The following is a 15440-nucleotide window of genomic DNA, read 5'->3' as shown; positions in this document are numbered from 1 at the left end:
TGAATTTGATGATTTCTTGTGTTCTGTGATTCGATGTAAGCATCTTATAAAAGAACGCCAGAGGCTTCCACAGGCCTGCGACAGAATGCACAAATCAGGGCCTGAACAGTGATATCAACGGAGGAATGGGTCAAAAACAGGCACAAAAAAACAAAAAAGCAGCCATCAGCTGCTTTTTTGCTTGCTAGAGAGCGAATAAAAGATCAGCAACCGGTATAACTGGTCTTCATCGTAGTAAAGAATTCCACAGCAGCACTACCCTGTTCGCGGGCACCATAACTGGACGACTTGCTGCCGCCAAATGGAACATGATAGTCAACTCCCGCCGTAGGCAGGTTGACCATGACCATGCCTGCACGGGCATGTCGCTTGAAGTGAGTCGCATATTTCAATGACGTTGTACAAATCCCTGCTGTCAGGCCAAATTCAGTATCATTTGCCAGTTGCAGCGCATGCTCATAGTTTTTGGCGGGGATTACGGACGCTACCGGGCCAAAGATCTCCTCCCGGGTATGTTGCATGGCAGGATCGCAATCAACGAACAGGGCCGGATTGAGGAAATAACCATCGGTATCACGCGACAGGCGTTCGCCACCAAAGGCCAGCTTGGCACCTTCATCTTTGGCGATCTGAATGTAACGCAAATCCTGATCGAGTTGAGACTTGTCGACAACCGGGCCTATATCTATACCAGCCTGCAAGGCATGTCCTACTTTCAGGCTCTTCAGTTTATCTATCATCGCGGCCACAAATGCCGGGTAAATTTTCTCTTCAACGATAAGACGGGAAGAAGCCGTGCAGCGCTGGCCAGTAGAAAAAAAAGAACCCTGAATTGCTGCATTGACTGCCACATCGAGGTCAGCATCTGCCAATATCACAAGCGGGTTTTTGCCACCCATTTCCAGTTGCACCTTGGCGCGACGTGCAGCGCAAGCTGCCAGGACCCGGCTACCGGTGCTTACGGAACCTGTAAAGCTGATAGCATCCACCCTGTTGTCCTTACTCAAGGCTTCACCGACAATACGGCCAGGGCCTGACAAGAGATTGAAGACGCCTGCAGGCAAACCAGAACGGCTGATAATCTCTGCCATAGCCCAGGAACAACCTGGCACCAGTTCTGCAGGTTTCAAAATCACGGTATTGCCATAAGCCAGCGCAGGTGCAGCTTTCCAGGCTGGAATGGCAATAGGGAAATTCCAGGGGGCGATAATGCCGACCACGCCTACCGGTTCGCGAGTAACATCAACGTCTACACTCGGACGTACCGAGGCCAGTTTGTCACCGCGTATGCGCAAGGCTTCCTGGGCAAAGAATTTGAAAATGGCAGCAGCTCGGCCTACTTCACCTATGGCCTCTGGCAGGGTCTTGCCTTCTTCTCGTGCCAGCAAACTGCCAAGTTCGGTTTTGCGTTCATTGATTTCTGTGCCTATCTTGTCAAGCGCATCTGCCCTTTGCTGCACACCAGAATTGCGCCAGCCTTCTGCCGCATCGCGCGCAGCAGCAATCGCCAGTTCTACCTGTTCAATACCTGCACTGGCGTACTCGCCTACTACCTCACCCAGGTCAGAAGGGCTGTGAGTGACAGTTAGGTTTGCGCCATCATGCCAGCTACCATTGATATACAGTTGTTTCATCTTTATTCTTCCTTATTGTTCAGTCTTATTTTTCAGCATCACACGCAACACCATTCAGAGCAGCGAGCGTTGATGTTTTCGTCGGGAAAACCGGTTGTCTCAAGCCTGGTGCATCCCAGCCAAACATGAATTGGCAGGCAGCGCCACAAATACGCCCCTGACAGGCGCCCATACCTGCCCTGGTCATCAGCTTTGCTGTACGCCAGTCACTATGTTCGCGCAATTGTCTGGCGCTGACATCCTCGCAGCGGCACACCAATGTGTCTGACTTGCATAACTTGCGTAAGCTGTCATCTGTGGCAAAGCTCTTCTTGAGTAAATCCGCGAAATGCCTAGCACTGGTGCGACGCGCAATATCATCCTGTTCAGCTACCTGTCCAATCGCAGCCAAACCGGCAATGTGCCCTTCTGCCAAAGCCTTGTCAACACCGCCTATGCCACAAGCCTCTCCTGCCACCCAGACATCGGCGCGGGTACTGGCCTGATTGGCATCGACAACGATGCTGCCATCCTTGATTTCACATCCCAACAGAGTGCCGATTTCCAAATTGGGTAACAGACCATAGCCGCAAGCAAGCAAATCACAGCTCAAGTCAATTTTCTTATCCCCATGTTGTACGCTGATGCCAAGAAGGCGCTGCTCACCATGTGCCTTTACCACTCTGGCATCATGACGGTAATGTACAAACTTAAGCTGCCAGAACAGTTTGAGCGCCTGCAACAACTTGCCGCGGTGTGACTTGAGCAAGGCCCAGAAAAATTGACGTAGATTTTTGCTGCTTTTTGTTTCTATGATACTGACGACCTGGCCACCAGCACGTATGACTGTCTCTGCCACTGCCAGCAGCAAAGGCCCGCTACCGGCAACCGCGACACGCTTACCCTCTACTGGCAAACCGCCCTTGATCAAGGCCTGCAAGCCACCAGCACCAGTAACGCCGGGTAAAGTCCAGCCTGGGAAAGGCAAGAGCAACTCGCGGGCACCGCTACAGATAATCAACTTATTCCAGCTTAATTTTTGTGCGCCATCTGCTGTCTCCAGCAAAAACTCCTTGTCAGAAATAGCAGCAACAATGCGTACACCATAAACCGTGCGCACATTCAGGCAATTTGCCAGTGTTTGCCAAAGTTCATGTGCCCGCCGGTCGCGCCATGTTCCTGGACCACCACGCCAGATTTGCCCGCCAGGCGCGGGATTTTCATCGATCACAGTGACGGTGGATGACAATTCAGCTGCGGCCAGTGCCGCTGCCAGGCCCGCAGGACCGGCACCTATGATAAGAATTTCCGTCGAAAACGGTGAAATCGCCGACACCATCGTCACACTCCCAGACCAGTGGTTTCGGTATTGATCACCATGCCTGAGCGACAGTATTCCTGGCAAGCCAGTTTATGCGGGTGACCATTAATGCGCACCCTACATTCCTGGCATACGCCCATGCCACAAACGGCAAAACGCGGCTGGCCAGAAACCGACTGGCGTGTCTGCATATTGTTATACCGCATCAGTGCCGCAGCCACACTCATCTCTGTTGTTGCCTCAAACGGAGAGCCGTTAATCCAGATTTTTGCGATTATTTCTTTGCCCGGGTAGTGTTCACGCATATTTCAACTCCTGCACAGGAAAAAAACGTTCAGGCGAATAATGCTGATAATCTATTTTTCCTGCCCGCCCGGCAATATGGTCAGCCAGCATTTTTGCTGTCGCCATGGCTGTCGTCACACCCAGCCCTTCATGCCCCGCTGCCAGCCACACACCAGCCAACCCCGGATGAGGCCCAATAATAGGACGACCGTCGGGCGATGCCGGACGCATGCCCGCCCAGGCGCGTATGATTTGCATATCGGCCAGGCAAGGTAATAACTTCATGGCGGACTGCAAGACTGCACCCAGCGCCTTGGGGTCCATGTTGTTATCTGTTTGTTGATCCTGCCTGCAAGAACCGATCAGCCACTGCCCATTAATGCGTGGTTGCACATTGGCAGCCACTGCCAGTGCATCGGCAGAGACAGCGGCCTGACCATAATCCATGCTGACGATTTGATGGGAAAGACGACCAGGATAGCGGTCAGTAATCGCCAAATGGCCTTTGCGACCAAACACGGCAATTTCAGGTAAGAGCTTGGTTACTTCGAGACCAGCAGCGACGATGATGATATCGGCATTTAGCTTGCTACCATCAGCAAAAACCAAGCGCTGGTCACCAAGCTGCGCAACACGTTTACCCAGGATCAGATTACCACCGCGTTTGACCAAGAGCTGGGTCATGAAATGCGCGAGTTTGGGGGGATACACCACACTGTCGCCAAATACCCTGACACCACCAGCAAGGCCGGGGCGCAAAGCAGGCTCCAGTTTTTGCACTTGCTCGCCAGTCAAGGCTTCGGCACGCCATAGCCGGGCATTCAGGCCTTGTGCCCTGTGGTGCGCCTCCACCAACTGATCTTCGTTCTCTGCCACCCACAAGGTGCCGCATTGACTGACTTCACCTATGCCTGGAAATTCAGTAAAAAAGTCTTTCCACATGCGCAAAGAAAGTAGACACAAGTCCAGCTCCTGCTCGCTTTCATCCAGAGCAACCAGATGCCCCATACCTACAGCGGTAACCCCACAGCCGGGGGAAGCCGCATCAATCAAATTGACCTGATAACCCTCTTCCTGCATTTTCAAGGCGCAGGTGGTGCCGACTATGCCAGCACCAATGACACACACTGTCGTCTTCATAGGCATGCTTCCTGCGCCATCACATTCACTAAAACAAACGATCAGTTAAACGTTGGCAAAACCGGGCGATTGGCGAGAGAGGCGCTGACCACTTGCTCTACACGGCTACGCAGTTCGCCTTCCAGTGGCAGACGCGGTGCACGCACACGGTCATTGGAATCGATGGCCAGTGTTTCTACCAGTTTGATGTTTTGCACCAGATAAGTGGAGACATCCAGGTCCAGCAAAGGGCGGAACCAACGATAGATATCCAGCGCCTCGTTATAACGGCCAGCCTTGATGAGGCGGTAAATAGCCACAGTCTCATGCGGGAAAGCCACCACCAAGCCAGCTACCCAGCCAGTTGCACCAGCAGTCAGTGCTTCAAAAGCCAGGTTATCTACGCCAGTGAACAAGTCATAACGGCTACCCAGGCGATTGATAATTTCTGTAGTGCGACGGATGTCATCAGAGGATTCTTTTACCGCTACAAAACGTGGGTCATCAGCCAGTTCTTCCAACATGTCCGTTGTCACATCAACGCGATAAGCCAGACGGTTGGAATAAATCATGACAGGCAAATCACCCGCAGCGGCGATGCTGCGCAGGGTTGCTACTGTTTCACGATGATTGCTGTGATAGATAGTGCTAGGCACAACCATCAAGCCGTCAGCGCCAGCTTTGGCAGCTTTTTCTGCCAAAGCACAGGCGTCCCGTGTTGCTGCCTCGGCGACAGTCAGGATGGCAGGCTTGTTGCCAGTTACTTCTTTCGTCAATTTCAGCACATCGATACGCTCGGCATGCGATAGCAAAGGGCCTTCGCCCAAGGAGCCGCAAGCGATCAGACCATCACAACCGGCATCCATCAAATAACGGAAGCAGCGGTCCATTTCCTTGAAGTCCAGCGTATCGTCCTGGTTGAATTTTGTCGTAACTGCGGGAATGACGCCTTGCCACATGATATTTACCTTGTCTCCGGAGCGAACCGGTCAATTTTTGAAAATCAATCAAAGAACCTGATGCTGACAAATCGCGAAGAAATCGATCACAGTAAATATAAGCCTTTTGCAAACTTATTTCACGCGCTGCCAGATTGAACATGACAAAGTGTAAGCCCGCAAAGCGGCCAAGTCTTGATGTTTGTATGCATTTTGAAAGACGAAATCGGCACAGTCGATTATTACTGTGCAACAAGGCGCAGCAGACTAGGAGAAATAGACTCTCCTAGCCTGGCTAATGAGATTTTATCAACTACGAACAGGGATCATGCGAGTGAGGAAAGGAAAAAAGCACCCACCACAGTGATCATCATTCCGGCAAAGCGCGGCAACTTGCTAGTCAGCATCTCTTGAGCAGTATTGCTGGCAAACCAGCCTGCAGCATGGATCAGGGCTGTCGCCAGTACGAAGCCGGCACCATACAATACGGCAGATTCATAGACTGGCATCTCCTGACAGTGTGCATATCCATGCGTCATCGCAAACACGGACACCAAAGCCACACCAGCACCAACAGACAACTTGACCGCAAAGCTGATCAACAGTCCAAGCACAAGCACAGATGCTGCTATGCCATGCTCCACGCCTGGCAACACGACACCCAGCAGATACAGCGCGCCACCAGCAAGCATCGCCAGTGGAAAGCTGGCCGGTATAAACCAGGCATGTGTATGCTTTTGTTGTGCCGACCAGATACCTATCGCCAGCATTGCCAGCAAATGATCCAGCCCAGTGAATGGATGAAGAAAACCATCCTGCAAGGCATTCATGGAATGCAGCACACTGTCATGCGCCAAAGCTGGCAATGAAATCAAGGCGCCGCCGAGGGCAGCGACCACACACAGGCAGCGCAGTTTATTTAGTTTCATATTGATCTCCAGATTTCAGATTGAAATTAGTTTTTGACTTCGTCCAGCATGCCTTGTTTGCGGATGAAGCTGACGACTGCCTCCAGCCCGTCGCCTGTACGCAAATTGGTAAATACAAAGGGGCGTTCGCCACGCATGCGCTTGGCGTCTTGTGCCATGATGTCGAGATTGGCACCCACGTGCGGTGCCAGGTCGGTTTTATTGATGATCAACAAATCAGAGCGTGTAATACCAGGCCCACCCTTGCGCGGGATTTTTTCGCCTCCAGCCACATCAATGACGTAGATAGTCAGGTCAGACAGTTCCGGGCTAAAGGTCGCAGCCAAGTTGTCGCCACCGGATTCCACCAGTATCAAATCAAGGTCAGGAAAATCTGCGCTCATGCGGGCTATCGCTTCCAGATTGATGGATGCATCTTCACGTATCGCGGTGTGCGGACAACCACCTGTTTCCACCCCCATCAAACGCTCGGCAGGCAAGGCATCGGCACGCAACAGGATTTCCATGTCTTCCTTGGTGTAGATGTCATTGGTGATGACTGCCATTTCGTAATGGTCACGCATGCTTTTGCACAGCATTTCGCACAGTGCGGTTTTGCCAGAACCGACCGGGCCGCCTATGCCTACACGCAAGGGATTTGGTTCTGGCGAGTTTGAATTTTGTGTGTTCATCTATTCGTTTCCTGTTCGTTTCCTGTTTTCAATTTTTATGATCTGTACAGACGGCTGTACTGCACCTCATGTTGCATGGACAGCAAAGACAGGCCTGGGGACCAGTTCGATAATTGATCATCTTCCAGTTCTTGCGCCAGCCGGGCTGCTTTTTCCAGTTCGGGACGCAGCGACAGCAATAAGCGTTGTCCAGACACCTGGCCCAGGGGGATGGATTTCACGCCTACCAGTACCTGATTCTCTGCCCATGAAAACAGCATGCCCAGCAAGACTGATTCCGGCGGCACCTGCAAGGCAACTGCAGCAGCAGCCATGGCCGTGGGCAAAGGCAATTCATGTTGTGCCAGTAAAATTGCCAATAACTGAACATCAGCAATCTTCAAGTCGTTCACCAGTTTGCCCAGCGAATAACCCATCTGTATGCTCTCTGCCCGAAATTCTGCGGTATCCCTGGCGGCGATGAACAAACTGGTCCAGTGCGATACGGCGACCAGATCCCTGCTCTCGAAAGCCTGCAACAAGCGCCATAGTACTGGTGCCTCAAAACGCGCCACCACCTCATGCAGGCAATTGACAATCCATTCCCGGGCTGTGGTTTCGTTGCGCACCAGGCCTTTTTCTATCGCCGCTTCCATCCCTTGCGAATAGCTATAGGCACCGATGGGCAAAGATGGGCTAGCCAATTGCAGGAGATGGAGTAAGGCTGCAGACTGCATGCTCAAGCCTTGCTGTCTGAAGGACGATGTATGCGCTGGCGCAAAGGTATTGGTGCCAGTGGATTATGCGGATGTCCATCATCACCGCCATGATGATGTCCACCACCATAAGCGCCTGATTCCGGCTCGAAACTGGCCTGTTCTTCAGTAACGACTGCACCCAGCCCCTGCAGCATTTCCTTCAGCACCGGGTCTTTGCGTATGCGTAGAAAACCCTCGCCGACCTGTGCCTGAGTATGCCGGTTACCCAGATGGAAGGCACAGCGCAGTAAATTAAAGGCAGTTTCGCATTCCACTTTATACGTCGGTTCAGCCGCAGCAACGACTTCAATCACACGACCATCATTACCCAGCATCAGGTCACCATGGCGCATGACAGTACCTCGCACGGTAAACACGGCCACATCTTCACCACTGGCCAGGGTGGCACGCAAGCGGCTTTTTTCACGCAATTCATACGGCAAGACCAGTTGCCCGACGATGCTGTCGGCAGTCTCGATTTTTGTTTGTAGTGTCAGCATTGTTTAAAATAAAAAATAGCGTTGGGCCATAGGCAGAATTTTTGCCGGTTCGCACACCAGCAATTCACCATTGGCACGGACTTCATAGGTTTCGGAATCAACTTCCATTTTTGGCGTGAGGCCATTGTGTATCATGTCCTTTTTGCGGATATGGCGCGTGTTCTTGACGGCAATCAGGGTCTTGTTTAGCTTCAGTTGATCCGCCAGACCGGCATCCAGCCCAGCCTGCGAGACAAAGGTGAAAGACTTTTTCAGCCCGCCACCAAAGGCACCAAACATCATGCGGTAATGCACAGGTTGTGGCGTTGGTATCGATGCATTCGGGTCACCCATCTGGGCAGCGGCGATCATGCCGCCCTTGATGATCATCGACGGTTTTACGCCGAAGAAAGCAGGCTTCCACAAGACGATATCGGCAATCTTACCTACTTCCAGCGAGCCGACTGCATGGGCAATGCCATGGGTCAACGCCGGGTTGATGGTGTATTTGGCGATATAGCGTTTGACACGGAAGTTGTCGTTACGCGCATTGTCTTCCGCCAGCGAACCGCGCTGTTGCTTCATCTTGTCTGCAGTTTGCCAGGTGCGCATGATGACTTCACCCACACGACCCATGGCCTGGGAATCAGAAGACATCATCGAGATAGCACCAATGTCATGCAAAATATCTTCAGCAGCAATGGTTTCGCGCCGTATGCGTGATTCGGCAAAGGCGATGTCTTCAGCAATAGCCGGGTCAAGATGGTGACAGACCATGAGCATATCGAGATGCTCATCCAGGGTATTGACGGTGTAGGGACGGGTAGGATTGGTGGAAGACGGCAATACATTCGCCTCGCCCACCGCCGCAATAATATCCGGCGCATGGCCACCGCCCGCACCTTCGGTATGGAAGGTATGGATAGTCCTGTCCTTGAATGCCGCCAGGGTGTGCTCCAGGAAACCGCCTTCGTTGAGCGTATCGCTATGGATAGCAACTTGCACATCCATCTGGTCTGCCACGGTCAGGCAGTTGTCGATGGCTTGCGGCGTCGTACCCCAGTCTTCATGCAGCTTCAGGCCGATGGCACCAGCCCTGACCTGTTCTTCCAGTGGCAACGGCAGGCTGACATTGCCCTTGCCCATAAAGCCCAGGTTCATGGGGAATGCATCTGCCGCCATTAGCATGGAATGCAAATGCCATGGGCCAGGCGTACAAGTCGTTGCTGCCGTCCCGGTGGCCGGGCCAGTACCGCCACCCAACATGGTGGTGACGCCGCTCATCAACGCTTCTTCTATCTGCTGCGGACAGATGAAATGGATGTGTGAGTCGATGCCACCAGCGGTCACGATCTTGCCTTCACCGGCGATGATCTCGGTCGCACCACCAATTGCCATATCAACGCCCGACTGTATGTCAGGATTACCAGCCTTGCCTATACAGGCAATCAAGCCATTTTTAATCCCAATGTCGGCCTTGACGATGCCCCAGTGATCAATGATGACGGCATTGGTGATGACGGTATCCATGACTTCTGCATGTGGTCTTTGCGACTGGCCCATGCCATCGCGTATCACCTTGCCACCGCCAAACTTTACCTCTTCACCATAAATGGCAAAGTCTTTCTCGATTTCTATGAATAGATTGGTATCTGCCAGTCGGATGCGGTCACCCGTAGTCGGCCCAAACATTTCAGCATAGGCATGGCGTGAAATTTTCATAGCGCCCCCATGACTTTACCGCTAAAGCCATAGACTTTCCGGTCACCCGCCAGGGCCACCAGTTCTATGCTGCGTTGCTGCCCCGGCTCAAAACGGATGGCAGTGCCAGCAGCAATGTTGAGCCGCATACCATACGCCTGTTGGCGGTCAAATTGCAAGGACGGATTAGTTTCATAAAAATGAAAATGTGAGCCCACCTGTATCGGCCTGTCACCGCTATTGGCTACAGTAATGCTGACCACTGCACGACCGACGTTCAGTTCTAAGTCCCCATCCTCTATCAGGGTTTCGCCTGGTATCATGGTCTTCTCCTAAGGAATGGGGTGATGAACGGTTACCAGCTTGCTGCCATCCGGGAATGTCGCTTCGACCTGGATATCAGGAATCATTTCCGGCACGCCTTCCATCACATCGGCACGGCTGAGTATTTGCGTACCTTCCGACATCAGTTCGGCCACCGTCCTGCCATCACGCGCACCTTCCATGATGGCGGCAGTGATCAGGGCGACTGCCTCAGGGTAGTTCAGCTTCAGGCCACGCGCCTTGCGCCGCTCCGCCAGCAAGGCAGCGGTAAAAATCAGCAACTTATCTTTTTCTCTGGGTGTCAGATCCATATCTTCTTTCGCTTATTGTCTGTGCTATCACCAAACTTATTATTTATCGCCATTTCCAGAATAACAAGCAAGTCCACACAGGTGACAGGCCATCATTCTAAAAACATTATAAAAAGCAACACAGCAAGTTTTGAACCAAGGGTAAATAGGCTGGATTACCGGAATGCGCACCAAACAAATGCGCAGTCTCACCAAACTGGTGCATTTCATATGAATGCAGATAGCGCGAAAATAATTGGAACTTTCAAAGCCTCTCAAGGTAATACCTTAAAACAACCAACAAATAAACGTGGATAACCAAGAGACAGATTCCAGCTTGCTGACACAAATGCGCGACGGTGATGTCGCTGCATTTCAACGTCTGTACCAGCGCCATCAGGGGCCTATCTATCGCTATGCCCTGATGCGATGTGGCCAGAGTGCGCTGGCAGCTGATGTTGTGCAAGATGTTTTCATGGGTTTGCTGAGCAAGTCTTACCGTTATGACGCAGGCCTGGGCAGCTTGAAGAATTTTTTGTTTGGCGTAGCCAGAAATTTATTACTGAAACAGGATCAGGCAGAACGCCGTCATCAGCCATTGCCTGCTTTTGGTAAAGAATTTGGTGAAGAAGATGGAGAAGAAGTCTTGATGAGTGAAACAACAGAACCAGCGGACGCCATCTTCCACCAGCAGATGACTGAACATGTGCGGCAAGCAGTCGCGGTACTGCGCCCACATTATCGTGACGTAATTATTTTGTATGAATTGCAGGAACTGTCGTACGCGGAGATAGCAGTGATTTGCGACATAGATATAGGGACAGTGCGATCACGCTTGTCACGGGCGCGGGCTGCGATACTGCAATACAGCGAAAGACTGGGCTGGCGACCCGACGCAGCAGCAAAAACCAGAACACAAAGATGAAAGACCTTATGAATACCCTACAGGACGCCAGCAATACAGATGCCGTGCTGGACCAGCAGTTCAACCTCTTGCGTAAAGATTTGCAGGAACTGAATACGCCAGCTTCTACCGAGCAGGCTTTATTGCTAGCCTTCGCCAAACAACAGGTCAAGAACAAGAAACAGGCGCGCAACAAAGGTTTGCGCCCGTGGCTGGCAGGTTTGCTGACGCTGAGCGGCAGTTTTGGCCTGGTCATGCTAACGGTATTGTTTCCAGCATCGCAGCATCAACTGGCACCAGACAGCATCACAGTTTCAAACACAGAGCTGCCGCCCTTCGTCGCCCTGGTACCGCTGGAGCGTCTACATGAAGGAACACCTCACATGATGGAAACTGAAGTGCCAGCTGCCTGGTTGGCCAGCCTGGGCATGCCAGTCTCACCAGAAATAGCCGGTGACATGGTGCAGGCGCAAATGCTGGTCGCTGCCGATGGTGAGCCATTAGCCATGCGACTCCTGAAGTAAGCAATAAGCTCATCAATAACATACGCAGCATCGAACAACGAAAATGACACACAAAAAAGGACGCATCATGAAAACCAAGCTGCCACTCTTTATATTGTTAAGCTCTGCCTGGGCCATGGCACATGCCAATACAGACAGTGACACTGCAAACCCAGAAGAAGAAAAACCTTTGCGTCGTCACGTTGAAATCATACAGGTGCCTGCGATTCCACCGCTACCGCCAATTCGATTGATGCCCGCAGTGCCACCTACGCTGGCACTGGCAGACATACCCGATACAAAAAACGTCAGCAGAATAGTCTCCGACGCCATGAGCCAGGCATTTGTCAGCATGCAAGGCATGTATAGTATCCGGCCAATTAAAAATGCGCCGTACAGCGCAGAAATCGTCACAGAGAAAACCCAGACCCTGGCCGATGGCAACCAGATCAGCAACAAAACTACTAGCCTCAGTTACCGCGATGCTGCTGGCCGCACCCGCCAGGAAATGCGAGACAGCAAGGGCAATGTCCAGCACGTCGTCATCACGGACCCGGTTGAAAACCTGCGCTATATCCTCATGCCAGAAAAAAAGACAGCAACCAAAATGCACATGGGTAAAGACCTGGATGAAAAAATGACCAGTGCCAGAGAGAAGCTTGATGCCGCCAAAGAAAAACTGGACAAGCTAAAACAGGAGGGTAAAACAGTCAGCGTAGAAACCCAGCGCAACGGTGACGAAGTCATCGTCAAACGTATAGAACGCAAAACCGGTGGTGACAAAGCTGAAGGCAGCAAAGACGTGCGCGAAGAAGTCCAGGTCAGGGTCATCCGTGCTGGCAATGCCAGCGACATGCCAGTCCTGCATACCAGCCTGAGCTCAACATCAGGCAATTTCACCAGTCTCATGGCCCTTAGCCCCATGTCCATGGCATTCGTGGACAACCGCTGGACTGCAAAGGGCAACACCAAAGACCTGGGTAGCCGTGACATTGACGGCGTACGCGCAGAAGGAAAAATGCGCTCCTACCAAATCCCTGCGGGCGAAGTCGGCAATAAAAATCCGATTACTGTCATCTCAGAAAACTGGTATTCACCAGAACTGCAAATGACCGTCTACGCAAAACAAACGGACCCACGTACAGGTGAATGGAATTACAAGCTGAATAATTTGAAACGCACAGAACCAGCGGCGACTTTATTTGCGGTACCTGAGGCTTATACTGTGAAAGAAATACCTGCGACGCCAAGAATCGTTGTTGATAGACGTGAAGAGAAGAAACCTTGAATCGCAACATTGCATCTTGAAACTGATCCTTAGTTAACAAAAGAATAATCAGATAAGATCGAAACGACTCCAGTTTAGAAATCACTTTAGGAGCGATTTAATTTATCATCCAATTTTTAACAACTAATTTTACATCAACGAATGCTATCGACAGATATTCACTTGAACATTTCTCAGCGCATTCGCTCTGGCGTAAGGCCATCTGTAGTTTGGCGTAATCTCATCGCAAGTTCGGCTGAGCCTGACAAAATGCAATTTGCTCGGGATCTCGCTCAGTCCTTTTCGAACCAAAAGCGCTGGTTGTTACTTAGTTCGGTTTTTGAATGGAAAGAATATAAAAAATCGGATGTTTGGGACCATTTTTTTGATTTTCAACTTATTCTACAGTTGTTGGAACATGGAGAAACTCTTCCTTGGACGTTGGACGAGTGTAAGCAAGAGCTTGAAAATATGAAACCTTCTCGTGACATATTGATCGCGGCTGAAAAACGGGAAGCAGATGAGGCAATGACGTTTGAAGCTCTAAAGGAAAAAATTTCTGGATTCCCTGGTGAAATTTTATGTATTCAACCTTGTGGGATGGCGATTCTACTGGTTGGTTCATACGCATGATAGTAGCAATACTAAATGAATCTACGCCTGTCGAACGGTTCCTCGTAAAAGTGTCTATGGGTGGTGATATTAGACTATTTAACGGTCAAGTGCCGCCTTGGCCAGAAGCCGTGCATGCTGCTCTCGTAGGTACACAACTAGCAGAATACTTTGATGCAGAGTTTTACTTTCCTGGTCCAGACAAGACAGACGATACGTGTCCAACCTGGCTCGAAAAGAAATTAGAAATTTAAGCCAATGCTCATCATTCATCGCCATATTGTTTTCGAAGAGCGCTTGCCATACACAGCAAGATCGGTTACAGTTTTTCTCATGCACGCAATCACCCTTCCCCTGCTGAACACGAACTTATGCGCAATTAATGCCGCATCTGCTGTCGTGCGCGCGATTGCAATGCCTGCTGCTTCCATCTGCGACATTTCCATTATTCGAATTATTCCGGGTCGTTAAGCTACGGCGCATGCCGGTGCCTGGCGGCCCTTCAGCTCATCCTATTCTGATGTCCTGAGCGCTATTACTGTAACTATCACGCTCACGCCTTCTCTGATTTTTTCTGCTGATTTTTATTCTGGAGTTTTTATGTCCCATGTCGTTACAGACAGACCTTTGCACGCCCATGCCTCTTCACCATCTACTTTATTGAGCACAGATTTTCCTTATCCCTCGCTGGCAGATATCCGCAAGACAGCAGCCAGGCTGTCACAGCAGGTTTTGCATACCCCTGTCTGGCACTGGCAAACCGGGTCTGCGCTGGACAAGCTGGAACCAGATACCGAGGTCTGGCTGAAGCTGGAGCTGTTTCAAAAAACCGGTACTTTCAAATTGCGCGGGGCCTTGAACTGTATATCTGCGCTGGATGCAGATGCGCGAGAGCGTGGTGTGGTTGCCGTCAGTGCAGGCAATCATGCAATGGCGGTTGCCTATGCTGCCAAGCTGGCGGGTGTATCTTGCAAAGTGGTGCTGCCACGTCATGCCAGCCCTACCCGCATCAAAGCTTGCCGACAGGATGGCGCGGAAGTGATACTGGAAGCGGACATGCATAAGGCATTCGCACTGGGGCATCGCATCGTTGAAGAAGAGCAGCGCACCATGATCCATCCTTATGATGGCCCGTTGACTGCACTGGGTACAGCAACAGTGGGTTTGGAGTTGATGCAGCAAGTGGTGCAACTGGATGCCGTGATCGTGCCTATCGGTGGTGGTGGTTTATGTGGCGGCATTGCTTCTGCAGTCAAACAATTGGCACCACATTGTGCCGTGTATGGAGTTGAACCCTATGGTGCAGATGCCATGTACCGCAGCTTTCAGTCTGGTCAGCCAGAAAAGTTAAAGGTAGTTGATAGCATAGCCGACAGCCTGTGCGCGCCATATGCCATGGATTACAGTTTCAGGGTATGTCAGCGTTTTGTGGATGAGGTTGTCAGGGTCAGTGATGATGAAATCTGTACTGCGATGTCGGATTTATATCATGACGTCAAGCTGGTGGCTGAACCTGCTGCAGCAGTTGCCACGGCAGGTTTGTTTGGACCTTTGCGCCAAAGGCTCGCAGGCAAAAGGGTGGCTGTGATGGTCTGTGGTTCGAATGTCGACCCGGCCAGGTATGCAGAATTGCTTGCCAGGGCTGGATCATCAGCGCATGGGCTGGCCGCTTGAACTGAGCTGAAGTGTTTTCTGCTTGGTTTGCAACACGCATTACATGCAAAGTCTGGCAATGCCCTACAATAGG

19 protein-coding genes are annotated in these 15440 nt (G+C 51.4%); 7 read left to right on the top strand and 12 right to left on the bottom strand.

Features of this window, described 5'->3' with window-relative positions:
* Window positions 1-203 precede the first annotated feature (203 nt).
* From H8L47_RS00265 to H8L47_RS00210, 12 genes are all read right to left on the bottom strand, one after another.
* The gene (locus H8L47_RS00265; protein ID WP_186951247.1) at window positions 204-1634 is read right to left on the bottom strand and encodes an aldehyde dehydrogenase family protein; all 1431 of its coding nucleotides are present in this window, start codon (window positions 1632-1634) and stop codon (window positions 204-206) included.
* Window positions 1635-1659: 25 nt separating this feature from the next.
* Window positions 1660-2952 (bottom strand): NAD(P)/FAD-dependent oxidoreductase, encoded by a 1293-nt coding sequence (locus tag H8L47_RS00260; RefSeq protein WP_186951246.1) that lies wholly within the window; start codon window positions 2950-2952, stop codon window positions 1660-1662.
* A 2-nt stretch (window positions 2953-2954) separates the two neighbouring features.
* The gene (locus tag H8L47_RS00255; protein WP_186951245.1) at window positions 2955-3239 is read right to left on the bottom strand and encodes a 2Fe-2S iron-sulfur cluster-binding protein; all 285 of its coding nucleotides are present in this window, start codon (window positions 3237-3239) and stop codon (window positions 2955-2957) included.
* Complete coding sequence (locus H8L47_RS00250; RefSeq protein ID WP_186951244.1) at window positions 3232-4359, bottom strand: NAD(P)/FAD-dependent oxidoreductase; 1128 nt, start codon at window positions 4357-4359, stop codon at window positions 3232-3234. Before H8L47_RS00250 ends, H8L47_RS00255 begins: the two co-directional genes overlap by 8 nt.
* A 41-nt stretch (window positions 4360-4400) precedes the next feature.
* Window positions 4401-5297, bottom strand: coding sequence for a dihydrodipicolinate synthase family protein (locus tag H8L47_RS00245; RefSeq protein ID WP_186951243.1), 897 nt, complete (start codon window positions 5295-5297; stop codon window positions 4401-4403).
* A gap of 305 nt (window positions 5298-5602) precedes the next feature.
* Window positions 5603-6205, bottom strand: coding sequence for a HupE/UreJ family protein (locus tag H8L47_RS00240; protein WP_186951242.1), 603 nt, complete (start codon window positions 6203-6205; stop codon window positions 5603-5605).
* Window positions 6206-6231: 26 nt separating this feature from the next.
* Complete coding sequence (ureG, locus tag H8L47_RS00235) at window positions 6232-6876, bottom strand: urease accessory protein UreG (RefSeq protein ID WP_186951241.1); 645 nt, start codon at window positions 6874-6876, stop codon at window positions 6232-6234.
* A gap of 35 nt (window positions 6877-6911) precedes the next feature.
* Window positions 6912-7592, bottom strand: coding sequence for an urease accessory protein UreF (locus tag H8L47_RS00230; protein WP_186951240.1), 681 nt, complete (start codon window positions 7590-7592; stop codon window positions 6912-6914).
* 2 nt (window positions 7593-7594) lie between these two features.
* Window positions 7595-8113, bottom strand: a complete 519-nt coding sequence (ureE, locus tag H8L47_RS00225; RefSeq protein ID WP_186951239.1) for an urease accessory protein UreE — start codon at window positions 8111-8113, stop codon at window positions 7595-7597.
* Window positions 8114-8116: 3 nt separating this feature from the next.
* Window positions 8117-9814 carry an urease subunit alpha gene (gene ureC, locus H8L47_RS00220; protein ID WP_186951238.1) on the bottom strand — a complete coding sequence of 566 codons (1698 nt, stop codon included), beginning with the start codon at window positions 9812-9814 and terminating at the stop codon, window positions 8117-8119.
* The gene (locus H8L47_RS00215; protein WP_186951237.1) at window positions 9811-10116 is read right to left on the bottom strand and encodes an urease subunit beta; all 306 of its coding nucleotides are present in this window, start codon (window positions 10114-10116) and stop codon (window positions 9811-9813) included. The genes ureC and H8L47_RS00215 overlap by 4 nt, the downstream gene beginning before the upstream one ends.
* A gap of 9 nt (window positions 10117-10125) precedes the next feature.
* Window positions 10126-10428 (bottom strand): urease subunit gamma, encoded by a 303-nt coding sequence (locus H8L47_RS00210; RefSeq protein ID WP_110253278.1) that lies wholly within the window; start codon window positions 10426-10428, stop codon window positions 10126-10128.
* A gap of 289 nt (window positions 10429-10717) precedes the next feature.
* On the opposite strand from H8L47_RS00210, the gene H8L47_RS00205 reads away from it, so the two are divergent.
* From H8L47_RS00205 to H8L47_RS00175, 7 genes are all read left to right on the top strand, one after another.
* Window positions 10718-11332: an RNA polymerase sigma factor gene (locus H8L47_RS00205; protein WP_329605345.1), complete on the top strand. Its 615-nt coding sequence runs from the start codon at window positions 10718-10720 to the stop codon at window positions 11330-11332.
* Window positions 11333-11340: 8 nt separating this feature from the next.
* Entirely contained in the window at window positions 11341-11835 is a 495-nt protein-coding gene (locus H8L47_RS00200; RefSeq protein ID WP_186951236.1) for a hypothetical protein, read from the top strand.
* 67 nt (window positions 11836-11902) lie between these two features.
* Entirely contained in the window at window positions 11903-13102 is a 1200-nt protein-coding gene (locus H8L47_RS00195) for a hypothetical protein (protein ID WP_186951235.1), read from the top strand.
* 162 nt (window positions 13103-13264) lie between these two features.
* Window positions 13265-13714 carry a hypothetical protein gene (locus H8L47_RS00190; protein ID WP_186951234.1) on the top strand — a complete coding sequence of 150 codons (450 nt, stop codon included), beginning with the start codon at window positions 13265-13267 and terminating at the stop codon, window positions 13712-13714.
* The gene (locus H8L47_RS00185) at window positions 13711-13947 is read left to right on the top strand and encodes a hypothetical protein (RefSeq protein ID WP_186951233.1); all 237 of its coding nucleotides are present in this window, start codon (window positions 13711-13713) and stop codon (window positions 13945-13947) included. Before H8L47_RS00190 ends, H8L47_RS00185 begins: the two co-directional genes overlap by 4 nt.
* Before the next feature lie 4 nt (window positions 13948-13951).
* The gene (locus tag H8L47_RS00180; RefSeq protein WP_186951232.1) at window positions 13952-14164 is read left to right on the top strand and encodes a hypothetical protein; all 213 of its coding nucleotides are present in this window, start codon (window positions 13952-13954) and stop codon (window positions 14162-14164) included.
* Window positions 14165-14293: 129 nt separating this feature from the next.
* On the top strand, window positions 14294-15367 hold the full coding sequence (locus tag H8L47_RS00175) for a threonine ammonia-lyase (RefSeq protein ID WP_186951231.1): 1074 nt from the start codon (window positions 14294-14296) through the stop codon (window positions 15365-15367).
* Window positions 15368-15440: the final 73 nt, after the last annotated feature.

Source organism: Undibacterium umbellatum, from assembly GCF_014284125.1.
Lineage (GTDB): Bacteria > Pseudomonadota > Gammaproteobacteria > Burkholderiales > Burkholderiaceae_D > Undibacterium > Undibacterium umbellatum.
Note: the sequence above shows the minus strand (reverse complement) of the source record. Positions and strands in the feature narration are given on the sequence as shown.

Excerpts from the sequence above, each read along its gene's own strand:
- H8L47_RS00265 (WP_186951247.1), bottom strand. The coding sequence starts at position 1,634 with ATGAAACAACTGTATATCAATGGTAGCTGGCATGATGGCGCAAACCTA.
- H8L47_RS00260 (WP_186951246.1), bottom strand. The coding sequence starts at position 2,952 with ATGGTGTCGGCGATTTCACCGTTTTCGACGGAAATTCTTATCATAGGT.
- H8L47_RS00255 (WP_186951245.1), bottom strand. The coding sequence starts at position 3,239 with ATGCGTGAACACTACCCGGGCAAAGAAATAATCGCAAAAATCTGGATT.
- H8L47_RS00250 (WP_186951244.1), bottom strand. The coding sequence starts at position 4,359 with ATGAAGACGACAGTGTGTGTCATTGGTGCTGGCATAGTCGGCACCACC.
- H8L47_RS00245 (WP_186951243.1), bottom strand. The coding sequence starts at position 5,297 with ATGTGGCAAGGCGTCATTCCCGCAGTTACGACAAAATTCAACCAGGAC.
- H8L47_RS00240 (WP_186951242.1), bottom strand. The coding sequence starts at position 6,205 with ATGAAACTAAATAAACTGCGCTGCCTGTGTGTGGTCGCTGCCCTCGGC.
- ureG (WP_186951241.1), bottom strand. The coding sequence starts at position 6,876 with ATGAACACACAAAATTCAAACTCGCCAGAACCAAATCCCTTGCGTGTA.
- H8L47_RS00230 (WP_186951240.1), bottom strand. The coding sequence starts at position 7,592 with ATGCAGTCTGCAGCCTTACTCCATCTCCTGCAATTGGCTAGCCCATCT.
- ureE (WP_186951239.1), bottom strand. The coding sequence starts at position 8,113 with ATGCTGACACTACAAACAAAAATCGAGACTGCCGACAGCATCGTCGGG.
- ureC (WP_186951238.1), bottom strand. The coding sequence starts at position 9,814 with ATGAAAATTTCACGCCATGCCTATGCTGAAATGTTTGGGCCGACTACG.
- H8L47_RS00215 (WP_186951237.1), bottom strand. The coding sequence starts at position 10,116 with ATGATACCAGGCGAAACCCTGATAGAGGATGGGGACTTAGAACTGAAC.
- H8L47_RS00210 (WP_110253278.1), bottom strand. The coding sequence starts at position 10,428 with ATGGATCTGACACCCAGAGAAAAAGATAAGTTGCTGATTTTTACCGCT.
- H8L47_RS00200 (WP_186951236.1), top strand. The coding sequence starts at position 11,341 with ATGAATACCCTACAGGACGCCAGCAATACAGATGCCGTGCTGGACCAG.
- H8L47_RS00195 (WP_186951235.1), top strand. The coding sequence starts at position 11,903 with ATGAAAACCAAGCTGCCACTCTTTATATTGTTAAGCTCTGCCTGGGCC.
- H8L47_RS00185 (WP_186951233.1), top strand. The coding sequence starts at position 13,711 with ATGATAGTAGCAATACTAAATGAATCTACGCCTGTCGAACGGTTCCTC.
- H8L47_RS00180 (WP_186951232.1), top strand. The coding sequence starts at position 13,952 with ATGCTCATCATTCATCGCCATATTGTTTTCGAAGAGCGCTTGCCATAC.
- H8L47_RS00175 (WP_186951231.1), top strand. The coding sequence starts at position 14,294 with ATGTCCCATGTCGTTACAGACAGACCTTTGCACGCCCATGCCTCTTCA.